Origin of the sequence: Gordonia sp. (in: high G+C Gram-positive bacteria), from assembly GCF_020438995.1 — a bacterium.
In the GTDB taxonomy this organism is placed as follows: Bacteria; Actinomycetota; Actinomycetes; order Mycobacteriales; family Mycobacteriaceae; genus Gordonia.
The window spans coordinates 20099-37421 of record NZ_JAGQTN010000184.1; the positions used below are offsets into that span (position 1 = coordinate 20099).

Genomic DNA, 17323 nt, shown 5'->3' on the forward strand with positions numbered 1-17323 from the left:
CGCCCCCACCGCCAGTTGAGGTGTGAGGTCGCCAGCGATCGAGCGTGGCAACCCTCGTGAGATAGCGATGTCGTCTCACCGGGTTTCGATGCTCGATCGCTTGCGCTCCTCGCACCTCAATCAACGGAAGGGGGTCAGTGCGCGATCATCGGTGGGGCGTCCTCGGCCGGGGTGATCCGGGTCCGTGGCAGGAAGTAGGCCGGGATCAGCGTGAGCGCGACGAGGACGCAGGCGACGATGAACGTCGTCCCGAACGCCGACGCCGCCCAGTCGAACCACTGCTGCGGCGGTTGTGGCGGCAGGCCTGCCTTGTCGGCGAGTGCGGCGTAGTCCTTTTCGGAGGCGTTCGAGAGGATGGCGAGCCCGGACTCCTTGTGGCTGCTGAGGTTGGTGGCCAGCAGCACCGAGAACAGGGCTGTGCCGATCGATGACGAGGTCTGCTGGGTGACGTTCAGCAGGGTCGAACCGTGGGGGACGTCGGTGGGGCGCAGCTTGGCCAGAGCCGAGGTCATGATCGGGGTCATCGTCATGCCCATACCGAGGCCCTGCACGAACAGCGCACTCCCGATCAGCCAGTACGAGGTGTCCGCACCGAGGAACATCAACGGGGTGAGGCCGGCGAAGATCAGCGTGATGCCGACGAGGACGAACTTGCCCGGACCCATCTTGTCGGTGAGCCGCCCTGCGACCGGCATCGTTACCATCGCACCGATGCCCTGCGGTGCCAGCAGCAGTCCGGCCATCATGGTGCCCTCACCCCGGACACCGATGAAGTACTGCGGGAACAGCAGCGTCGACCCGAAGAACGCGATCGCGAACATCGACATCGTGATGAGCGCGTTGCGCAGGGTGGCATTGGTGAACAGGCGCAGGTCGAGCAGCGGCTTGTCGGTGCGTAGCGCGTGTACGACGAACGCGACGATCAGCACCAGGCCGATACCCGCGGGCACCAGCACGCGGGTCGAGGCGAAGGTGCCCTTCTCGGCGCTGCCCGACAGCCCGAACAGGAACAGCGCCAGACCGGGGGAGAGCAGCACGAGGCCGAGAACATCGACGTTCGCGCGCGTCGGCTCGTAGTTCTTGTCGAGGACGAACCAGGCGTAGACGAGGGCGATGATGCCGATCGGCAGGTTGATCAGGAAGATCCAGTGCCAGCTCAATTGCTCGATCAGGAAGCCACCGAGGATCGGTCCGCCGATCGGGCCGAGCAGCATCGGGATACCGAGGGCGGCCATCACCGAGCCCATCCGTTCCGGGCCCGCGGCCTTGGTGAGGATCATCATGCCGACCGGCATCAGCAGGCCGCCGCCGAGTCCCTGGATCATCCGGAACGCGACGAGCATCCCGATACTCGAGGCCAGGGCACACAGCGCGGAGCCGAGCGTGAACAGCACCACCGAAGTGAGAAAGACGTTCTTGGTGCCGAAGCGGCCCGCGGCCCACGCGGACAGCGGAATGACCGCGGCCAGCGACAGGGTGTAGCCGGTCATCGTCCAGGCGGCGCCGGCGGCGTCGGTGTTGAACTCGTTCTGGAAGGTGTTCTGCGCGACCGACACGACGGTGACGTCGAGGATCGACATGATCGCGCCGAGCACGACCACACCGGCGACGATGAGCACCTCTTTGTCGAGATTGGTCTTGTGCGGCGGCGCGGCACCGGCCGGTGAATCGGTCACAAGGTCTCCTGTGCGTGATGGGGGCCGAGGACGGAAGTCGCCACGGGCGTCCCTGCAACTATTGCACCGGCACAAGCAATGTGGGCAGGTGAGGGTCCGGACGCGACTGTGCCCGTGCCGGACGAACCGGGCACGGGCACGAGGTCGGCGACCTCAGTGCATCATCACCGGGGCGGACTCGGCGCCGGCGATCCGCTTACGCGGCAGGAAGAACGCCGGGACGAAGGTGACCGCGATGAGCACGGCGGAGATGACGAACGCGCCGGCGAAGGCGGACGCGCCCCAGTCCAGCCACTGCGTGGGTACCTCGGCGGGGGCCTGACCGGCTGCGACGAGCTTGTCGTACTGCTCGGGCGCGGCGTTGGAAGCGATCGCCAGCTTCGACTCGGCGTGCGCGGCCAGGTTGGAGGCCAGCACCACCGAGATGATGGCGGTACCGATCGATGAGGCCGTCTGCTGCACCACGTTCACCAGCGTCGAACCGTCGGGAACTTGCGACGAGTTCAGGGTGGCCAGCGCCGACGACATGATCGGCATCATCGTCATGCCCATGCCCAGACCCTGCACGAACAGTGCCCCGCACAGCAACCAGTACGAGCTGTCGGCGCCGAGGAAGGTGAAAGTGCCCATACCCAGGGCGATCAGGACCAGGCCGCCCAGGACGAACTTGCCCGGACCCATCTTGTCGGTGAGTCGGCCGGCGATCGGCATCGTGATCATCGCGCCGATACCCTGCGGTGCCAGCAGCAGACCGGCGGCCAGGGTCGATTCGCCGCGGATACCGATGAAGTACTGCGGGTACAGCAGCGAGGCGCCGAAGAACGCGATCATGAAGAGTGTCATCGCGATCACCGATATGGACAGGGTCCGGTTCCCGAACAGCCGCAGATCCAGCAGCGGGGCCTTGCTGCGGAGGGCGTGGGCGATGAACGCCAGGATCAGCACCAGGCCCACGGCCGCGGGAATGAGCACCTTGGCGGCGAGGAACGTGCCTTCTTCGGCACTGACGGAGATGCCGTAGAGGAACAGCGCCAGGCCGGGGGACAGCAGCACCAGCCCGATGATGTCGATCGAGGGCCGGCTGGTCTCCTGCTTGTCGCGCAGGACGATCCACGAGTACACGAACGCGACGATGCCGACGGGCACGTTGATCAAGAACACCCAGTGCCAGCTCGCCTTCTCGATGAGCAGCCCGCCCAGGATCGGGCCGGCGATCGGGCCCAGCAGCATCGGGATACCGAGGACGGCCATGACCGAACCGACGCGTTCGGGGCCGGCGGCCTTGGTGAGGATCATCATGCCGACGGGCATCAGCAGACCGCCGCCGAGGCCCTGGATCACGCGGAACGCCACCAGCATGCCGATGCTGGAGGCCATCGCACACAGGGCCGAGCCGATGGTGAACAGCACCAGGGAGGTCAGGTACACGTTGCGGGCACCGAACCGGGCCACCGCCCAGCTCGACAGCGGGATCACCGCGGCCAGGGCCAGGGTGTAGCCGGTCATCGTCCAGGCGGCGCCGGCGGCGTCGGTGCCGAATTCGTTCTGGAAGGTGTTCTGCGCGACGGCGACGACGGTGACGTCGAGGATCGACATGATGGCGCCGAGGACGACGACGCCCGCGACCAGCAGCACCTTGCGGTCGAGGCCGCCCTGTGGTGCCGGGGCCGGCGGCGTCTGCGTGGACGCCGGCGAGTTGCCGGTGGTGGAGGACATAGCGGTTTTCCTGTCGTGATGAGAGGTAATGGCGAATCTGGTCAGACGGTGTGCGGTGCGGCGGTGCACGCGGCGAAATAGTCGGTGTCGGCGTGCAGGATCCTGTTGAGTGCGTCCCGGAGCTGGTCACTGACGTCGGCGGGCAGGGTGTCGACGAAGCTGGTGATCGTCTGTTCCTTGACGGCCCGCTCGGAGTCGATGAACCGCTGCCCGGCGGCGGTCAGCGAGATCCGTTTGACGCGCCGGTCGGTGTCGTCCTCGCGGCGGTTGACCAGGTCGGCGCCGACGAGTTTGTCGACGGTGCGGCCGGTGGCCGCCAGCGACAGGTGGATGCGTTCGGCGATCTCGTTCACCGACAGCGCCCGGTCGTGGGAGCCGACGGTGAACAGCACCTTGAGCTGGGAGAACGTCAGGTCGGTGCCCGCCAGGAAGTCCGTCGCGTTGGTCTTGGCGGCGGTCATGAACCTGTGCAGGAACTCGGCCAGCGCCGCACACGTCTCGCCGGTCGCTTGGCCGGCTTCAGTGGTGGCATGGGCTGGATTGGTCACCCGAAAATGCTAACTCCGATGCAACTATTTCGTGAACGCAAGCATTGGTGATGTTGGGCACCCGATGCGATCGGTGTGAGCGCAACCACGCGCCGGGCCGGGGTGTGACTACGCTTGGCCGCTATGGCCAATATCAAAGAGATCCCCGTACATGCCCTCGACGGCTCCGACCTGGACCTGAGTACCTTCACCGGACCGCTGCTGGTGGTGAACGTCGCCAGCAAATGCGGACTCACCCCGCAGTACACCGCGCTGGAGAAGCTCGCCGGCACGTACGGTGATCGCGGTCTGACCGTCGTCGGGGTGCCCTGCAACCAGTTCGCCGGGCAGGAACCGGGCTCGGCCGAGGAGATTGCCACCTTCTGTTCGTCTACTTACGGCGTCACGTTCCCGCTGCTGGAGAAGGCCGACGTCAACGGCGACGACCGGCACCCCCTGTACGCCGAGCTCACCCAGACCGCCGACGCGAAGGGCGAGGCCGGAGATATCCAGTGGAACTTCGAGAAGTTCCTCGTCGGTGCCGACGGCAGCGTCGTGGGCCGTTTCCGGCCGCGCACCGAGCCCGACGCCCCCGAGGTGATCGAGGCCATCGAGGCCGCGCTCGCCTGATGACAGGGTCGGGGCGCGCTTCACGATGCGCCCCGGCCCGGGCTCACCCGGTAAGGTGAGTGCTCATTGATTCCGTAAGAGACGAGGAGCGTACGGACGATGGCGCGTGTGGTGGTCGATGTGATGCCCAAGGCCGAGATTCTCGACCCGCAGGGCCAGGCGATCGTCGGGGCGCTGGGCCGTCTCGGTTTCGCCGGGATCGCGGACGTCCGGCAGGGCAAGCGGTTCGAGCTGGAGGTCGACGACTCTGTCGACGACGCCACACTCGAGCGGATCGCCGAGGAACTGCTGACCAATATGGTCATCGAAAATTTCAGCGTCTCGCGGGTGAGCTGAGCTCATGGCTGTGCGTATCGGTGTCATCACCTTCCCCGGAACCCTCGACGACGTCGACGCCGCGCGCGCCGCGCGCCTGGCCGGTGCCGAACCGGTCGCGCTGTGGCACGGCGACGATGACCTCAAGGGCGTCGACGCGGTCATCGTGCCCGGCGGCTTCTCCTACGGCGACTACCTGCGCGCCGGTGCCATCGCCAAGTTCGCGCCGGTGATGCAGTCGGTGGTCGACGCCGCGGGCAAGGGCATGCCGGTCCTGGGTATCTGCAACGGTTTCCAGATCCTGTGCGAGGCCGGTCTGTTGCCGGGTGCCCTCATCCGCAACGAGGGCCTGCACTTCATCTGCCGCGACGAATGGCTGCGCGTCGAATCGAACACCACCGCCTGGACCAGCCGGTTCGAGCGGGGTGCGGAGATCCTGATCCCGCTCAAGTCCGGTGAGGGCCGGTTCGTCGCACCGCAGCGCAAACTCGAAGAGCTTGAGGGTGAGGGTCGCGTCGTGTTCACGTATGCGGGCGGTAACCCCAACGGGTCGACCCTGAACATCGCGGGCATCAGCAACGAGACCGGCCGCGTCGTCGGGCTCATGCCGCACCCCGAACACGCCACCGAGGCGCTGACCGGTCCGAGCGACGACGGCCTCGGGCTGTTCTACTCGGCCATCGACTCCATCCTCGCCACCGTCTGAGCCATGATCGGCACCAGTGCGACGGCCGCGGGTCTCGGTGAATTCATCGACGCCTCGCCGTCGCCGTTCCACGTATGTGCCACCGCCGCAGGCGTTCTCGATGCCGCCGGCTACACCCGGCTGTACGAGGAACAGAACTGGCCGTCGGCGGCGGGCCGGCACTATGTGATCCGCGGCGGATCGATCATCGCCTGGTCCGGCGGTGCCGATACCGGTGCGGGTTTCCGAATCGTCGGCGGTCATACCGACTCACCCAACCTGCGGCTCAAACAGCACCCGGACCGCAACGACGCCGGTGTGGGCGTGGTGGCGCTCGAACCGTACGGCGGTGCCTGGCTCAACTCGTGGCTCGACCGCGACCTCGGGTTGTCGGGGCGGCTGGCATATCGCACCGCGACAGGTGTGGAGCACCGGCTGATCCTCATCGACGAGCCGGTGCTGCGCGTACCGCAGTTGGCGATCCACCTGTCCGAGGACCGCAAGGGCGTGTCCCTGGATCCGCAGAAGCACGTGAACGCCATCTGGCACACTGCCGACGCCGAACCCGACATTCTGTCGTGGGTGGCGCGGCGTGCGGGCATCGAACCGGTTGACCTGCTCGGCTGGGACCTGATGACGCACGACGTCACCCCGTCCCGCATCATCGGCGCCGAACAGGACCTGCTGAGTGCCCCGCGCCTGGACAACCAGGGCACCTGCTACGCCGGTCTGCGCGCACTCCTCGACGCTGATGACCAAGTGGCCGCCCGTCAACACGAATCCGAACCCGTCGGCCATCGGCCCGCCCGGATGCTCGCCCTGTTCGATCACGAGGAGGTGGGCAGCGGCTCCGAACGCGGCGCCGCCTCCGACTTCCTCGCCACGATCTGCGAACGAATAGTGTTGGCAGAGAGAGGATCCCGAGCCGACTACCTACGCGCGATGGCGTCCAGCTTCTGTGTCTCCGGCGACATGGCCCACGCGACCCACCCCAACTACCCCGACCGCCACGAACCCAACCACCGCATCACCATCAACGGCGGCCCGGTCCTCAAGGTCAACCAGAACCTCCGCTACGCCTCGGATTCCTTGGGAGAAGCCGTCTTCGCCGTGGCCTGCGCCGACGCCGGCGTCCCCCTGCAGCGCTACACCCACCGCGCCGACCTCCCCTGCGGCTCCACCATCGGCCCCATCACCGCCACCCGCACCGGCCTACGCACCGTCGACGTCGGCGCCCCCCAGTTGGCGATGCACAGCTCCCGCGAACTCATGGGCACCCACGACGTCCCCATGTATTCCGCCGCCCTACAAGCCTTCTACCTCTCCACCGCCCGATAGGCAGAGTTCGAGGTGGTCGTGCCATGCGGTCGTCTCACCCGACCCAACGCGTCCCTCGCTCCTGGCGTCGCTTCAGCCTCAGGGATCAAGTAGCGACCGCCCCTTAGTAGGTGCCTTGGTGGTGGCCTCCTTGATCCCTGAGGCCGTTGCGAGGTACGAGCGAGGGTCACGAAGGGTCCGGTGAGATGAGGCTCCCACCGTCGCGGCAGGGATTCGTGTGCCGCGGACGCACGGCACGCCTCCCATGATCCGGTGGTTCGCGGTGATCCGTTCCTGCTCAGCCATGTCACGAGTGTAGGTCGGCGTCGCGTGTACTGCGATGAGTGCGACCGGTCAGTAGGTGCGGGCGTGCTCGCGGACGTCGGAGACGTATTGATAGGAGTGGTTGTAGCGCAGGATGCCCCGGGTCTGGCCGTCGTCGGTGCGCATGTTGACACCCTCCGAGCACAGGTACTTGGCGGTGGTCAGGGCGGCGTCGTACAGGTTTTGGGGGTCGGCCTTGCCGTCGCCGTTGCCGTCGGCGGCGAACATCTTCCACGTCGACGGGAGGAACTGCATCGGGCCGACAGCGCGATCGTAGGCGGCGTCGCCGTCGAGGGCGCCGCCGTCGGTGTCGGTGATGACCTGGTTGCCGGCGAGGGTGCCGTTGAGTGTCGGGCCGTAGATCGGGTTCTTGAGAGTGCCGTCGGCGAAGGCGTCACCCATGTTGGCGTGATGGGATTCGACGCGGCCGATACCGCCGATGATGGTCCACGGGATGCCGCAGCCGGGCGTGGTGCGGGCCATCGTGTCGGCGGCGTTCTTGTACGCCTTGTAGTTGATGACCGGGATCTCGCCGGTCGCGACGGCCGACGGGGTCGACACCGCCGCGGCGGGCTGCGAGGGCGGGATGAAGGCCGGTCCGACCGGCTTGGCGGCCGGAGTGATGTCGGCGACGCCCTGCACGGGTGGGACGAACGCCGGTCCGACGGACTTGATGGCAGGAGTGATCGCGGCGACGCCCTGGACGGTGGGTTCGGTGCGATGCTTACCGGGCTTCTGCGCGGTGCTCGCGCCATCGGACGCCTGGTCGGGAGTGGTCGCGTTGGCGAGAGCCTGAATTCCCGGGGCGTGCGCATCGGCTGCCGCGGCGGTGGCCATCAATCCCCCGGCCACCGGCACCATGGCCGTCACCATCCACTTCGCGTGGTTGCTCGGCTTACTGTGCTTACCCACTTCAGTCGCCTTCCCGGTTGGATGTTCCGGAGCGACGCTACATGAATTCGTACCCGCGGCGTTATCACGACGTTACATAACAAGCCGATAACGGAATGGTGACAGGCCGTTGCCGCAGGTAGGTGACCTGCCCCTCGGATATGTGATTGTCATCACACCTTGTCCCCTGGGTGGGTGACAGGGCTGCCGATGTGGTCGGAACGAAGGGTGCGGACTGATCAGGTGCGCCCGGCGATCGAGGCGGCGGACGTCTGGTCCCGTATGTCGGTATTGCCCGGGTCGCGCGCCGCAGTCGGCAATAGCGGCATATGAGGCAAATTTCATCCCTAAGGCCGACATCGGTGGTGCGCGATGGCGAATACGCTGCTCAACAGGGTGAACTCGTTGCGTTTCGGCGCGACCGGGCCCGTTTGAATCCGTCAGATCGAGGAACGAGGGACCAATGAAACGAATGGTTGCGAGCATTGCCGCAGCGGCGCTGGTCACGTGTGGTGCCGCTGCGAGCCTGAGTGCCGCGCCAGCGAGCGCGGTCGGAAGCCTGGACATATTCGGAGCACTGCTGACCGGATCGGCCGCTGGGTCGAGCGGCGGGAACGGCTCACCCGAACCGGGCGGCCCGCAGTCGAACACCGGACCGTCGAACACCGGACCGTCGAACACCGGCCAGAGGCCTAGCGGTGGGCCGTCGTCCAATGGGGTCGTTGGAATCGACGTCACGGCGAAGCGGGCAGACGGCGGCTACGCGTATGGTACGAAGATCGGACCGGGTCTCTTCACCCTCTACGATGGCAAGTTCACGCCTGCAGTCGTGTACAACGCCCGTACCTCGGCCGGGGGTACAAATAGTGCCAACAACTGTCAGATCGAGATTCAGATAACCGGGCCTCAGAACTCCGGAGTGATCAAAACCGCAGAGTGTAGCGGCACCAAGCACCCGGACCGGATCACAGTCACCGGCACTTACACTGCTACGGTGCTTGACCGGGTCTCTGGTCGCCAGGGCACGTCCTCGTTCACCATCGAGTAGGTAGTGCGCAACTTTCGTCTCAAAAAGGGGTTGGCTCGGGCATATGCCCGAGCCAACCCCTTTTTGGCAGATTCTGGTCGTTTCGCTCACGGCGTACTCAGGCCGGAATGGTGCCCTGTTGACGCTGGTTGTGCAGGTCAGGGCGCTGCGAGCTGATGCTCGTGGCGCGGCCGGAAGGGACATTAACTGCAGGTGGGCGGACATCGACCACTACAGTGGTACGCAGACTGGTCGCACCGGTGACGAGACCGTCATCTGCCGGTTCCGGGTGGCACGCCCGGGACCCCGGTGGCGACGGGTGGAAAAGATACGTGAGGGAGAACAATGTTCGAACGGTTCACCGACCGCGCACGCCGGGTTGTGGTTCTGGCCCAAGAAGAAGCGCGGATGCTCAACCACAACTACATCGGCACCGAGCACATCCTCCTGGGTCTGATCCACGAGGGTGAGGGTGTCGCCGCCAAGGCGCTCGAATCGCTGGGTATCTCGCTGGAAGGCGTGCGGAGCCAGGTCGAGGAGATCATCGGCCAGGGCCAGCAGGCCCCGTCCGGCCACATCCCGTTCACGCCGCGCGCCAAGAAGGTGCTGGAGCTGTCGCTGCGCGAGGCACTGCAGCTCGGCCACAACTACATCGGCACCGAGCACATCCTGCTCGGCCTCATCCGTGAGGGCGAGGGTGTTGCGGCGCAGGTGCTGGTCAAACTGGGTGCCGACCTCAACCGGGTCCGTCAGCAGGTCATCCAGCTGCTCTCGGGCTATCAGGGCAAGGAGCCGCAGGAAGCCGGCACCGGTGGTCGCAGTAGCGAATCCGGCACCCCGTCGACGTCGCTGGTCCTGGATCAGTTCGGCCGCAACCTCACCGCCGCCGCCTCCGAGGGCAAGCTCGATCCAGTCATCGGCCGTGAAAAAGAGATCGAGCGCGTCATGCAGGTGCTCAGCCGCCGCACCAAGAACAACCCGGTGCTGATCGGCGAGCCCGGTGTCGGCAAGACCGCCGTCGTAGAGGGCCTTGCGCAGGCCATCGTCAACGGCAAGGTGCCCGAGACCCTCAAGGACAAGCAGCTCTACACCCTCGACCTCGGTTCGCTGGTCGCCGGCAGCCGCTACCGCGGTGACTTCGAGGAACGCCTCAAGAAGGTGCTCAAGGAGATCAACACCCGCGGCGACATCATCCTGTTCATCGACGAACTGCACACCCTCGTCGGCGCGGGCGCCGCCGAAGGCGCCATCGACGCTGCCAGCATCCTCAAGCCGAAGCTGGCCCGCGGTGAGCTGCAGACCATCGGCGCCACCACCCTCGACGAGTACCGCAAGTACATCGAGAAGGACGCCGCCCTCGAACGCCGCTTCCAGCCCGTGCAGGTGGGCGAGCCGTCCGTCGAGCACACCATCGAGATCCTCAAAGGTCTGCGCGACCGCTACGAGGCGCACCACCGCGTCTCCATTACCGACGGCGCGCTCGTGGCCGCGGCCACCCTGGCCGACCGCTACATCAACGACCGCTTCCTGCCGGACAAGGCGATCGACCTCATCGACGAGGCCGGCGCCCGCATGCGCATCCGCCGGATGACCGCGCCGCCGGACCTGCGCGAGTTCGATGAGCGGATCGCCGATGCTCGCAAGGAGAAGGAATCGGCGATCGACGCCCAGGACTTCGAGAAGGCCGCGAGCCTGCGCGACAAGGAGAAGACCCTCGTCGCCGAGCGTGCTGAGCGTGAAAAGCAGTGGCGCAGTGGCGATATGGACGTCGTGGCCGAGGTCGACGACGAGCAGATCGCCGAGGTCCTGGGCAACTGGACCGGCATCCCGGTGTTCAAGCTCACCGAGGAGGAGACCACCCGGCTGCTGCGTATGGAGGACGAGCTGCACCGGCGGATCATCGGCCAGGAGGACGCCGTCAAGGCCGTCTCCAAGGCCATCCGCCGCACCCGCGCGGGTCTGAAGGATCCGAAGCGGCCGTCGGGCTCGTTCATCTTCGCCGGCCCGTCCGGTGTCGGAAAGACCGAGCTGTCCAAGGCGCTGGCCAACTTCCTGTTCGGCGACGACGACGCGCTCATCCAGATCGACATGGGCGAGTTCCACGACCGGTTCACCGCATCGCGCCTGTTCGGTGCCCCTCCCGGCTACGTCGGCTACGAGGAGGGCGGCCAGCTCACCGAGAAGGTGCGCCGCAAGCCGTTCTCGGTGGTCCTGTTCGACGAGATCGAGAAGGCGCACTCGGAGATCTACAACACGCTGCTGCAGGTCCTCGAGGACGGCCGCCTCACCGACGGTCAGGGTCGCACGGTCGACTTCAAGAACACTGTGCTCATTTTCACATCGAACCTGGGTACCAGCGACATCTCGAAGGCCGTCGGCCTGGGCTTCACCAAGTCCGACGACTCCAAGTCGAACTACGAGCGGATGAAGCTCAAGGTCAACGACGAGCTCAAGAAGCACTTCCGGCCCGAGTTCCTCAACCGTATCGACGACGTCATCGTCTTCCATCAGCTGACGCAGGACGAGATCATCCAGATGGTCGACCTGATGATCGGCCGGGTCGAGACCCAGATGAAGAACAAGGACATGGCCCTCGAACTCACCGACAAGGCGAAGTCGCTGCTGGCCAAGCGTGGTTTCGACCCGGTGCTCGGCGCCCGGCCGCTGCGCCGGACCATCCAGCGCGAGATCGAGGACCAGCTGTCGGAGAAGATCCTCTTCGGCGAACTGACCGCAGGTCAGATCGTGCTGGTCGACGTCGAGAACTGGGACGGCGAGGGCGACGGCGAGAACGCGAAGTTCACCTTCGCCGGATCGGACAAGCCGCGCGCCCTGCCGGACGCGCCCGTCGAACTGACCAAGGCCGCCGACGAAGCGAGCTGACAGCTCGGCAAGGCATAATAGATCGCAACGCCCGTGACGCCACCGTGACAACGGTGGCGTCACCGTTGTGGAAGGAGGTAGCTCACAAGGTGAGAGCTCAGCTATTCGAAACTCTGACGGTGCTACGTCCGTTCCGTGACCAGATCCGCGCCACCGTGGTCGCCGCGACTGCCCTCGCGACCGCAGCTGTCGTCACCACGGGTGTGGTAATCGTGGAGAAGAGCACACCCGAGGTCAAGGCGGCATCCAACTCACAGGAGTCCGCGCGCGTATACGTGGCGCTGGGCAGTTCGTATGCGGCCGGTCCCGGGCCGCGCAGGCTCGTGATCGGGCCATGTCTGCGAACCAAGAACAACTACCCCAATCAGGTCGCCGAGACGCTCGGGATGAAGCTCATCGACGCCACCTGCTCGGGCGCCACGACGCGCAACATCCTCGATGTGCCGCAGCGGGCGTTCGGTGGCCGGCCGCAGATCGACGAAGTGCCCTCGGACGCCGACGTCATCACCATCACCACCGGCGGCAACGACATCGACTACGTGAGCAGGCTCATCCTCGATGGCTGCGGAAACGTGCTGCCGGACTTCCTCAAGCACTCGCCGATCCGCAGTTGCCGGGTCGGTCGGGACCCGTTCCCCGAGCCGGGCAGGTCGGCGTACCTGGAGGTGGAGCGATCGATGGTGGCGGTGATCGACGCGGTCCGGCTGCGCGCGCCCCATGCCAAGATCCTGCTGGTGGACTATCCGCCGGTCGTCGAGGCCGGTAAACCGTCGTGTGCGCGGTTGCCGTTGCAGCCCGAGCAGGTGGCCCAGACCGTCCGCATCTTCAACGGGCTGGCCGAGGCCACCGCTCGTGCCGCGCAGACCACCGGGGTCACCCTTGTGGAGGCGTCGCGCGCGGGCGCTCAGCACACGGTGTGCTCCCCGACGCCGTGGGTGACCGGCTTCACCCCGCCCGTGCCCTATCACCCGTCGGAAGCCGGTAAGACGGGTGTGGCTGATCTGGTCATCGACACACTCCGGCCGAGCCGCGCCCAGCAAGCCGGCAGCCGTACCGGCGCCTGATCCTTCCTGGCACCAGAAACGCACCGGGCCGGTCTCGTCTTATCGAGACCGGCCCGGTGCGTTGTCAGACAGTGGATAGGGGAGACACGCCCTAAACGATCGCGCCCTCTTCGACGGCCGCGCGGCGTCGCTTGTAAGCGACGACCCCGGCGGAGATGAGCAGCAGTAGACCGGTACTCGTGATCAGCTGGCCGACCACCATCTCGAAGCCGTAGCGCAGGACCAGGCCGACTGCGATCGCGCCGACCGCAACGGCCGCACTGCGCACCTCGTTCTGCTCACGCCAGTCGATGGTGCTGCGGCCGGTGGTGATGAGGCTGATCGGGCTGCGGCGCAGCACTTCGACGACGAACACGGTCAGCGTGCAGGTCACGATGTAGGTCAGGAAGATCTTGGGCCACAGCGGGCCGTCGGGATGCTTACGCAGGAAGTTCATCAACTCGGCCAGGGCGAGCGCATGCGCCAGGTAGATGCCGTAGGACCGGTCGGCGGCCTTCGCCATGAACTTGTCGGCCAGTGAACCCTTGGACCGGCGTTCCTGCCAAACGGTGCCCAGGCAGTACAGGATCACGATGATCGAGATGAACGCGGCGACGTTGTAGATGGAGAACACGTTGGTGGCGCGGAACATACGGTCGAACGCGGGACCGTTCATGACATTGCCGAGGCCACCGTGGTAAGCGGCGGTGTACCACCACAGTGTGCACCCGACGACGACGAGAGCGCCGGAGATGAGCTGGAGACGCCAGCGGATCATGAACGCCTGGAACGCCTCCAGGTGCATGGCCGCGACGGCGCCGGAGAGTATGAAGAACTGGTATGGCAGCAGGGTGATCGTGAGATGGCTCCACAATGTGCCGGGCAGTCCGGACGCGAAGAACTCCAGCGGTGGCAGCATCATCCGCCAGATCAGCCAGGCGTGGAAGGCGAAGCTGATCGCGAGCAGGTAGCGGTGGTATCCCCAGGTGCGTTTGAGCACCCATAGGACTGCCGGGAACACCAGGTAGATCTGCATGCTCACCGACATGAAGTACATGTGGTAGAACGCGTGACCGGTGATCAGGTCGTAGGCGATGCTCTTGAGGGCGATACCGATGCTGTGCCAACTGTTGAAGATGTCGGTGAGCGCGTCGATGCCGCCGCGCCGGTAGCGCGTGTAGCCCCAGTAGAACAGGCTCCACACCAGGAACGGCAGACCGATCAGCTTGTAGCGGCGCCGCCAGTAGTCGACCGGTTTCAGTTCGCGGTCGCGGTACTGGTAGGTCTGCACGAAGCCGGTGAGCGCGAAGAACGAATACCGCGTGTAGCGGCACAGGAGGCCGACGCCGCCGGCGACTACGGCGGTGGCCGACATGAGGCCGAGGATGACGTGGTCGAAGATGACCGCGGCGAACGTGACCAGCCGGACGAGGTCGATCTGATAGAGATGACCATTCCGCTTCGGCTTGGCGACGACGGGGCCACCGTCCGGGCCCGTCGACACCGGGTCGGGTACCGGCGTCGCCGATGCGGGGTCCTGGGGCTGTGTGGTCGTATCCACGCCGGTCTTCGCCCGCATGGACGTGCGTTCCTCCATGGTGATGGGGGCCTCCGTCTCGCCTCGGCCGTGCATTGAACTCGAGCGGCCGATTGTGCTGATCGTGGGCAAGGCTACCCGCACTTACGCCGGGGGCGTGCTTCGCCCGCCCCGTGAGCCCCGATTGTGGCGTTCAACCGCACGGGCTACACCGGGATGCAGGCGGGGCAATCACATCAGTCAGGCAGAGCAATGACATCAGGCAGGCAGAGCAATGACATCAGTCAGGCAGAGCAATCACATCAGGCAGGCAGAGCCTGGGCACCGCGAGCCGTCAGCAGCATCGTCATCAATGAGATCTCCTCGCCCTGGTCGGTCATCATCTCGTAGGCCGTCCGTTTGACGATGTCCGAGACGTCGTCGCTGTTGTACGCGGCCTTCGCCATCAGCAGTCCGCCCCGGTGGTGCCGGATCATCAATTGCAGAAACCACACCTCGGCGTCGCGACCGGTGAGACCGGCGAGCTTGGAGATGTCGTCGGTACTGGCCATGCCGGCCATCGCCGGTCCCGATCCCGACGAACGCGGCGCAGATGAGGTGGTGGTCTGCGCGGTGGCGCCGTGACCGCGACCGTGCCCGGAAGCCGTGGCGGCGTCGTCGTGTGTGGCCGCCATCCAGCCCATCGGGTTCCCGGAGGTGAGCGGCTTGCCGAACCAGGTGAGCCAGCCGCGCAGGGTGGCGTTCTCGGCGGTCTGCGCCGTGATGATCCGGTTCGCGAGCCCCGAGATCTCGGGCCCGACGCCGGGGCGTCCGGCGACCGTCGTCGACAACAGGATCGCCTGATCGTGGTGCACGGACATGTCCTGGGCGAAACCGACGTCGACGGTGGTCATCACGGGGGCCCTGTCGTCGTCACGGGACTGCCAGGCCGCGCCCGCGACCATCCCGACGGACAGCAGCAGGATCGCGACACCCAGCGCGCCGACCGCGAGGACGACAGTCCTGGGGAACCGCCTCATCCCCGGTTCCGGATCATCTCCGGTTCCGCATCATCACGGCGCGGAGTTCCCCAGCGTGGTGTCCTGGTTCGCAGGTGGCGTGTACACGCGTTTGCTCAGTTCCATGGCCAGGAATCCGGTGTCCGAGCAGGTGGCCCAGATCTGGTTGCCGCGGAACTCCGGCGGGGACATGCACCAGTCCGTGGACCGGTCACCGAGCGCGATCATCCCGGTCCGTGGGCCGATCGCCTCGTGCAGGCGTACCTTGCCGTTGATCGTCTGCATGCCCAGGCTCATGAACTCGATCGCGGGCACACCGATGATCGAGCCGAGCGCATGCGGCGAGTTGGGCAGGCCGAACGGATTGGTGCTGCGGTAGGTCGGCGGGTTGAGATAGCCGATCTCGGTGATCTTCTTCAGGTCGGCGATGTCGAAGACGCGGATACCCGACGATTCCCAGCCGCAGGCCAGCGCCGTCGGGTTCTCGATGCGGTCGGCCGAGCAGTAGTGGGCGTTGTAGCTGAAGATCGAACCGCCCATCGACGAGCGCAGGTTGGCGTCGAGGTTGGCCGGCAGGTTGATCTCGAGTTTGATCTGGGCGGCGAGTTTCGGCTTGTTGACCTGCTCGACGTCGAAGATCTTCACCCCGCCCGAGCCGGCCTCGTCGATGGTGATGGCGTAGGCGTGGCCGTCGTAGAAGACGGGAATGGTGTGCTGGTTGATCTGCCCGTCGGGCCAGTGGTATGCGGCGATGTGCGGCACCTGCGGGTACGGATCGCGGCGCTGCACGGCCGAGGTGTCGAGGACGGTGATCCCGGCCATGTTGGACAGGTACATGCGGTTACCGTCGGGGGAGATGCCGAATCCGTGTCCGACGAAAGAATGCAGCCCCTGCCAGATCACTTTCGGCCGGCGCGGGTCGCTGATATCGATCGCCGACAGGTGCCCGGGGAACAGGCCCGACGCCCAGTACGTCTTTCCGTCGGGGGAGAACCCGCCCTCGTGCGAGGTGAACGGAAGCGGTGTGGTGGTGCCGGGGCCGGTGTTGAGGAGCTTGGGATGCGCGCAGTCGGAGATGTCGTAGACGGCGAAGAAGCCACCGCCCCACAGCAGCGGTACCGCGGTGCCGGCGAGCAGCTTGCGCTTCTTGTTGACCTTGAGGGTCTCCCAGGTGCCGCCGAGCATGCCGGGTGCGGTGAGCTTCCCGACGATCCGTGGGTTGCGCGGATCCTTGACGTCGACAACCTGCACACCGGTGTTCTTCTTGGTGATGGCGGTGCTGATCATGCTGCCTGTGTAGGAGCAGTGGTCGTAGTTGGCCGAGACGATGCCGCCGCCGGCGCCCTGCACCTTGCCCAGCAGGGTCATATTGCAGTTGTAGCCGCGTTCGCTGCGTCCTGAATCGCGGTCGGCCGCGGGCACATCGCCGGACAGTCCGGTCTCCGGTGACGACCCGGGCCCGCAGTCGGCCTGCTTGACCGCGGTGTTGCCGAAGTCCATGAAGTAGTGATTGCCGGCGTTGGCGGGAGCCGCAAGACCGACGCTCGCGACGAGTGTCGCGGCGATGGTGACGACGACGCCGATCCGCCGCCGGGCGCGTTGAGACAGATTCCGATGACCGTTCATTTCTTCCGGACTCTAGTGCCGCCGGCGGAACAACGAGGCCGATTTCGTCAACGCCGTTCGCGTTCGCTCGGATACGTCCTGCGGGTCAGCCCGGTGCGGGCCGACACCTCGGCGATGGACAGTGCGTC

General features: G+C 66.1%; 15 protein-coding genes. 7 read left to right on the forward strand and 8 right to left on the reverse strand.

Features of this window, described 5'->3' with window-relative positions:
• Window positions 1–134 precede the first annotated feature (134 nt).
• From KDB67_RS13400 to KDB67_RS13410, 3 genes are all read right to left on the reverse strand, one after another.
• Window positions 135–1676 carry a DHA2 family efflux MFS transporter permease subunit gene (locus KDB67_RS13400; protein ID WP_291016413.1) on the reverse strand — a complete coding sequence of 514 codons (1542 nt, stop codon included), beginning with the start codon at window positions 1674–1676 and terminating at the stop codon, window positions 135–137.
• Between the two features lie 153 nt (window positions 1677–1829).
• On the reverse strand, window positions 1830–3392 hold the full coding sequence (locus tag KDB67_RS13405; protein ID WP_291016415.1) for a DHA2 family efflux MFS transporter permease subunit: 1563 nt from the start codon (window positions 3390–3392) through the stop codon (window positions 1830–1832).
• Window positions 3393–3433: 41 nt separating this feature from the next.
• Complete coding sequence (locus tag KDB67_RS13410; protein WP_291016417.1) at window positions 3434–3940, reverse strand: MarR family transcriptional regulator; 507 nt, start codon at window positions 3938–3940, stop codon at window positions 3434–3436.
• Between the two features lie 123 nt (window positions 3941–4063).
• Here KDB67_RS13410 and KDB67_RS13415 point away from each other — a divergent pair, with 123 nt between their 5' ends.
• The 4 genes from KDB67_RS13415 (at window position 4064) to KDB67_RS13430 (ending at window position 6887) form a co-directional block, all read left to right on the forward strand.
• Complete coding sequence (locus tag KDB67_RS13415) at window positions 4064–4549, forward strand: glutathione peroxidase (protein WP_291016419.1); 486 nt, start codon at window positions 4064–4066, stop codon at window positions 4547–4549.
• 99 nt (window positions 4550–4648) lie between these two features.
• A complete protein-coding gene (gene purS / locus KDB67_RS13420; protein ID WP_291016421.1) occupies window positions 4649–4885 on the forward strand; it encodes a phosphoribosylformylglycinamidine synthase subunit PurS in 237 nt (78 codons plus the stop codon).
• Between the two features lie 4 nt (window positions 4886–4889).
• On the forward strand, window positions 4890–5570 hold the full coding sequence (purQ, locus tag KDB67_RS13425; protein WP_291016425.1) for a phosphoribosylformylglycinamidine synthase subunit PurQ: 681 nt from the start codon (window positions 4890–4892) through the stop codon (window positions 5568–5570).
• 3 nt (window positions 5571–5573) lie between these two features.
• Window positions 5574–6887, forward strand: coding sequence for a M18 family aminopeptidase (locus KDB67_RS13430; protein ID WP_291016427.1), 1314 nt, complete (start codon window positions 5574–5576; stop codon window positions 6885–6887).
• 78 nt (window positions 6888–6965) lie between these two features.
• Here KDB67_RS13430 and KDB67_RS22410 read toward each other — a convergent pair whose 3' ends face one another.
• Window positions 6966–7172 carry a DUF433 domain-containing protein gene (locus KDB67_RS22410; protein WP_366852257.1) on the reverse strand — a complete coding sequence of 69 codons (207 nt, stop codon included), beginning with the start codon at window positions 7170–7172 and terminating at the stop codon, window positions 6966–6968.
• 48 nt (window positions 7173–7220) lie between these two features.
• The gene (locus tag KDB67_RS13435) at window positions 7221–8102 is read right to left on the reverse strand and encodes a lytic murein transglycosylase (protein WP_291016430.1); all 882 of its coding nucleotides are present in this window, start codon (window positions 8100–8102) and stop codon (window positions 7221–7223) included.
• A gap of 442 nt (window positions 8103–8544) precedes the next feature.
• Between KDB67_RS13435 and KDB67_RS13440 the strand changes: the two genes are divergently transcribed.
• The 3 genes from KDB67_RS13440 (at window position 8545) to KDB67_RS13450 (ending at window position 13055) form a co-directional block, all read left to right on the forward strand.
• Window positions 8545–9129 carry a hypothetical protein gene (locus tag KDB67_RS13440; RefSeq protein ID WP_291016432.1) on the forward strand — a complete coding sequence of 195 codons (585 nt, stop codon included), beginning with the start codon at window positions 8545–8547 and terminating at the stop codon, window positions 9127–9129.
• 324 nt (window positions 9130–9453) lie between these two features.
• Complete coding sequence (locus KDB67_RS13445) at window positions 9454–11991, forward strand: ATP-dependent Clp protease ATP-binding subunit (protein ID WP_291016434.1); 2538 nt, start codon at window positions 9454–9456, stop codon at window positions 11989–11991.
• Window positions 11992–12080: 89 nt separating this feature from the next.
• Window positions 12081–13055 carry an SGNH/GDSL hydrolase family protein gene (locus KDB67_RS13450; protein WP_291016437.1) on the forward strand — a complete coding sequence of 325 codons (975 nt, stop codon included), beginning with the start codon at window positions 12081–12083 and terminating at the stop codon, window positions 13053–13055.
• Between the two features lie 91 nt (window positions 13056–13146).
• Here KDB67_RS13450 and KDB67_RS13455 read toward each other — a convergent pair whose 3' ends face one another.
• The 3 genes from KDB67_RS13455 to KDB67_RS13465 all read right to left on the reverse strand — a co-directional run bounded on the left by KDB67_RS13455 (window position 13147) and on the right by KDB67_RS13465 (window position 17195).
• Window positions 13147–14613: an acyltransferase gene (locus KDB67_RS13455; protein WP_291016440.1), complete on the reverse strand. Its 1467-nt coding sequence runs from the start codon at window positions 14611–14613 to the stop codon at window positions 13147–13149.
• A 260-nt stretch (window positions 14614–14873) separates the two neighbouring features.
• Complete coding sequence (locus KDB67_RS13460) at window positions 14874–15590, reverse strand: DUF305 domain-containing protein (RefSeq protein ID WP_291016443.1); 717 nt, start codon at window positions 15588–15590, stop codon at window positions 14874–14876.
• Window positions 15591–15623: 33 nt separating this feature from the next.
• On the reverse strand, window positions 15624–17195 hold the full coding sequence (locus KDB67_RS13465; protein WP_291016445.1) for a hypothetical protein: 1572 nt from the start codon (window positions 17193–17195) through the stop codon (window positions 15624–15626).
• Between the last annotated feature and the right edge of the window lie 128 nt (window positions 17196–17323).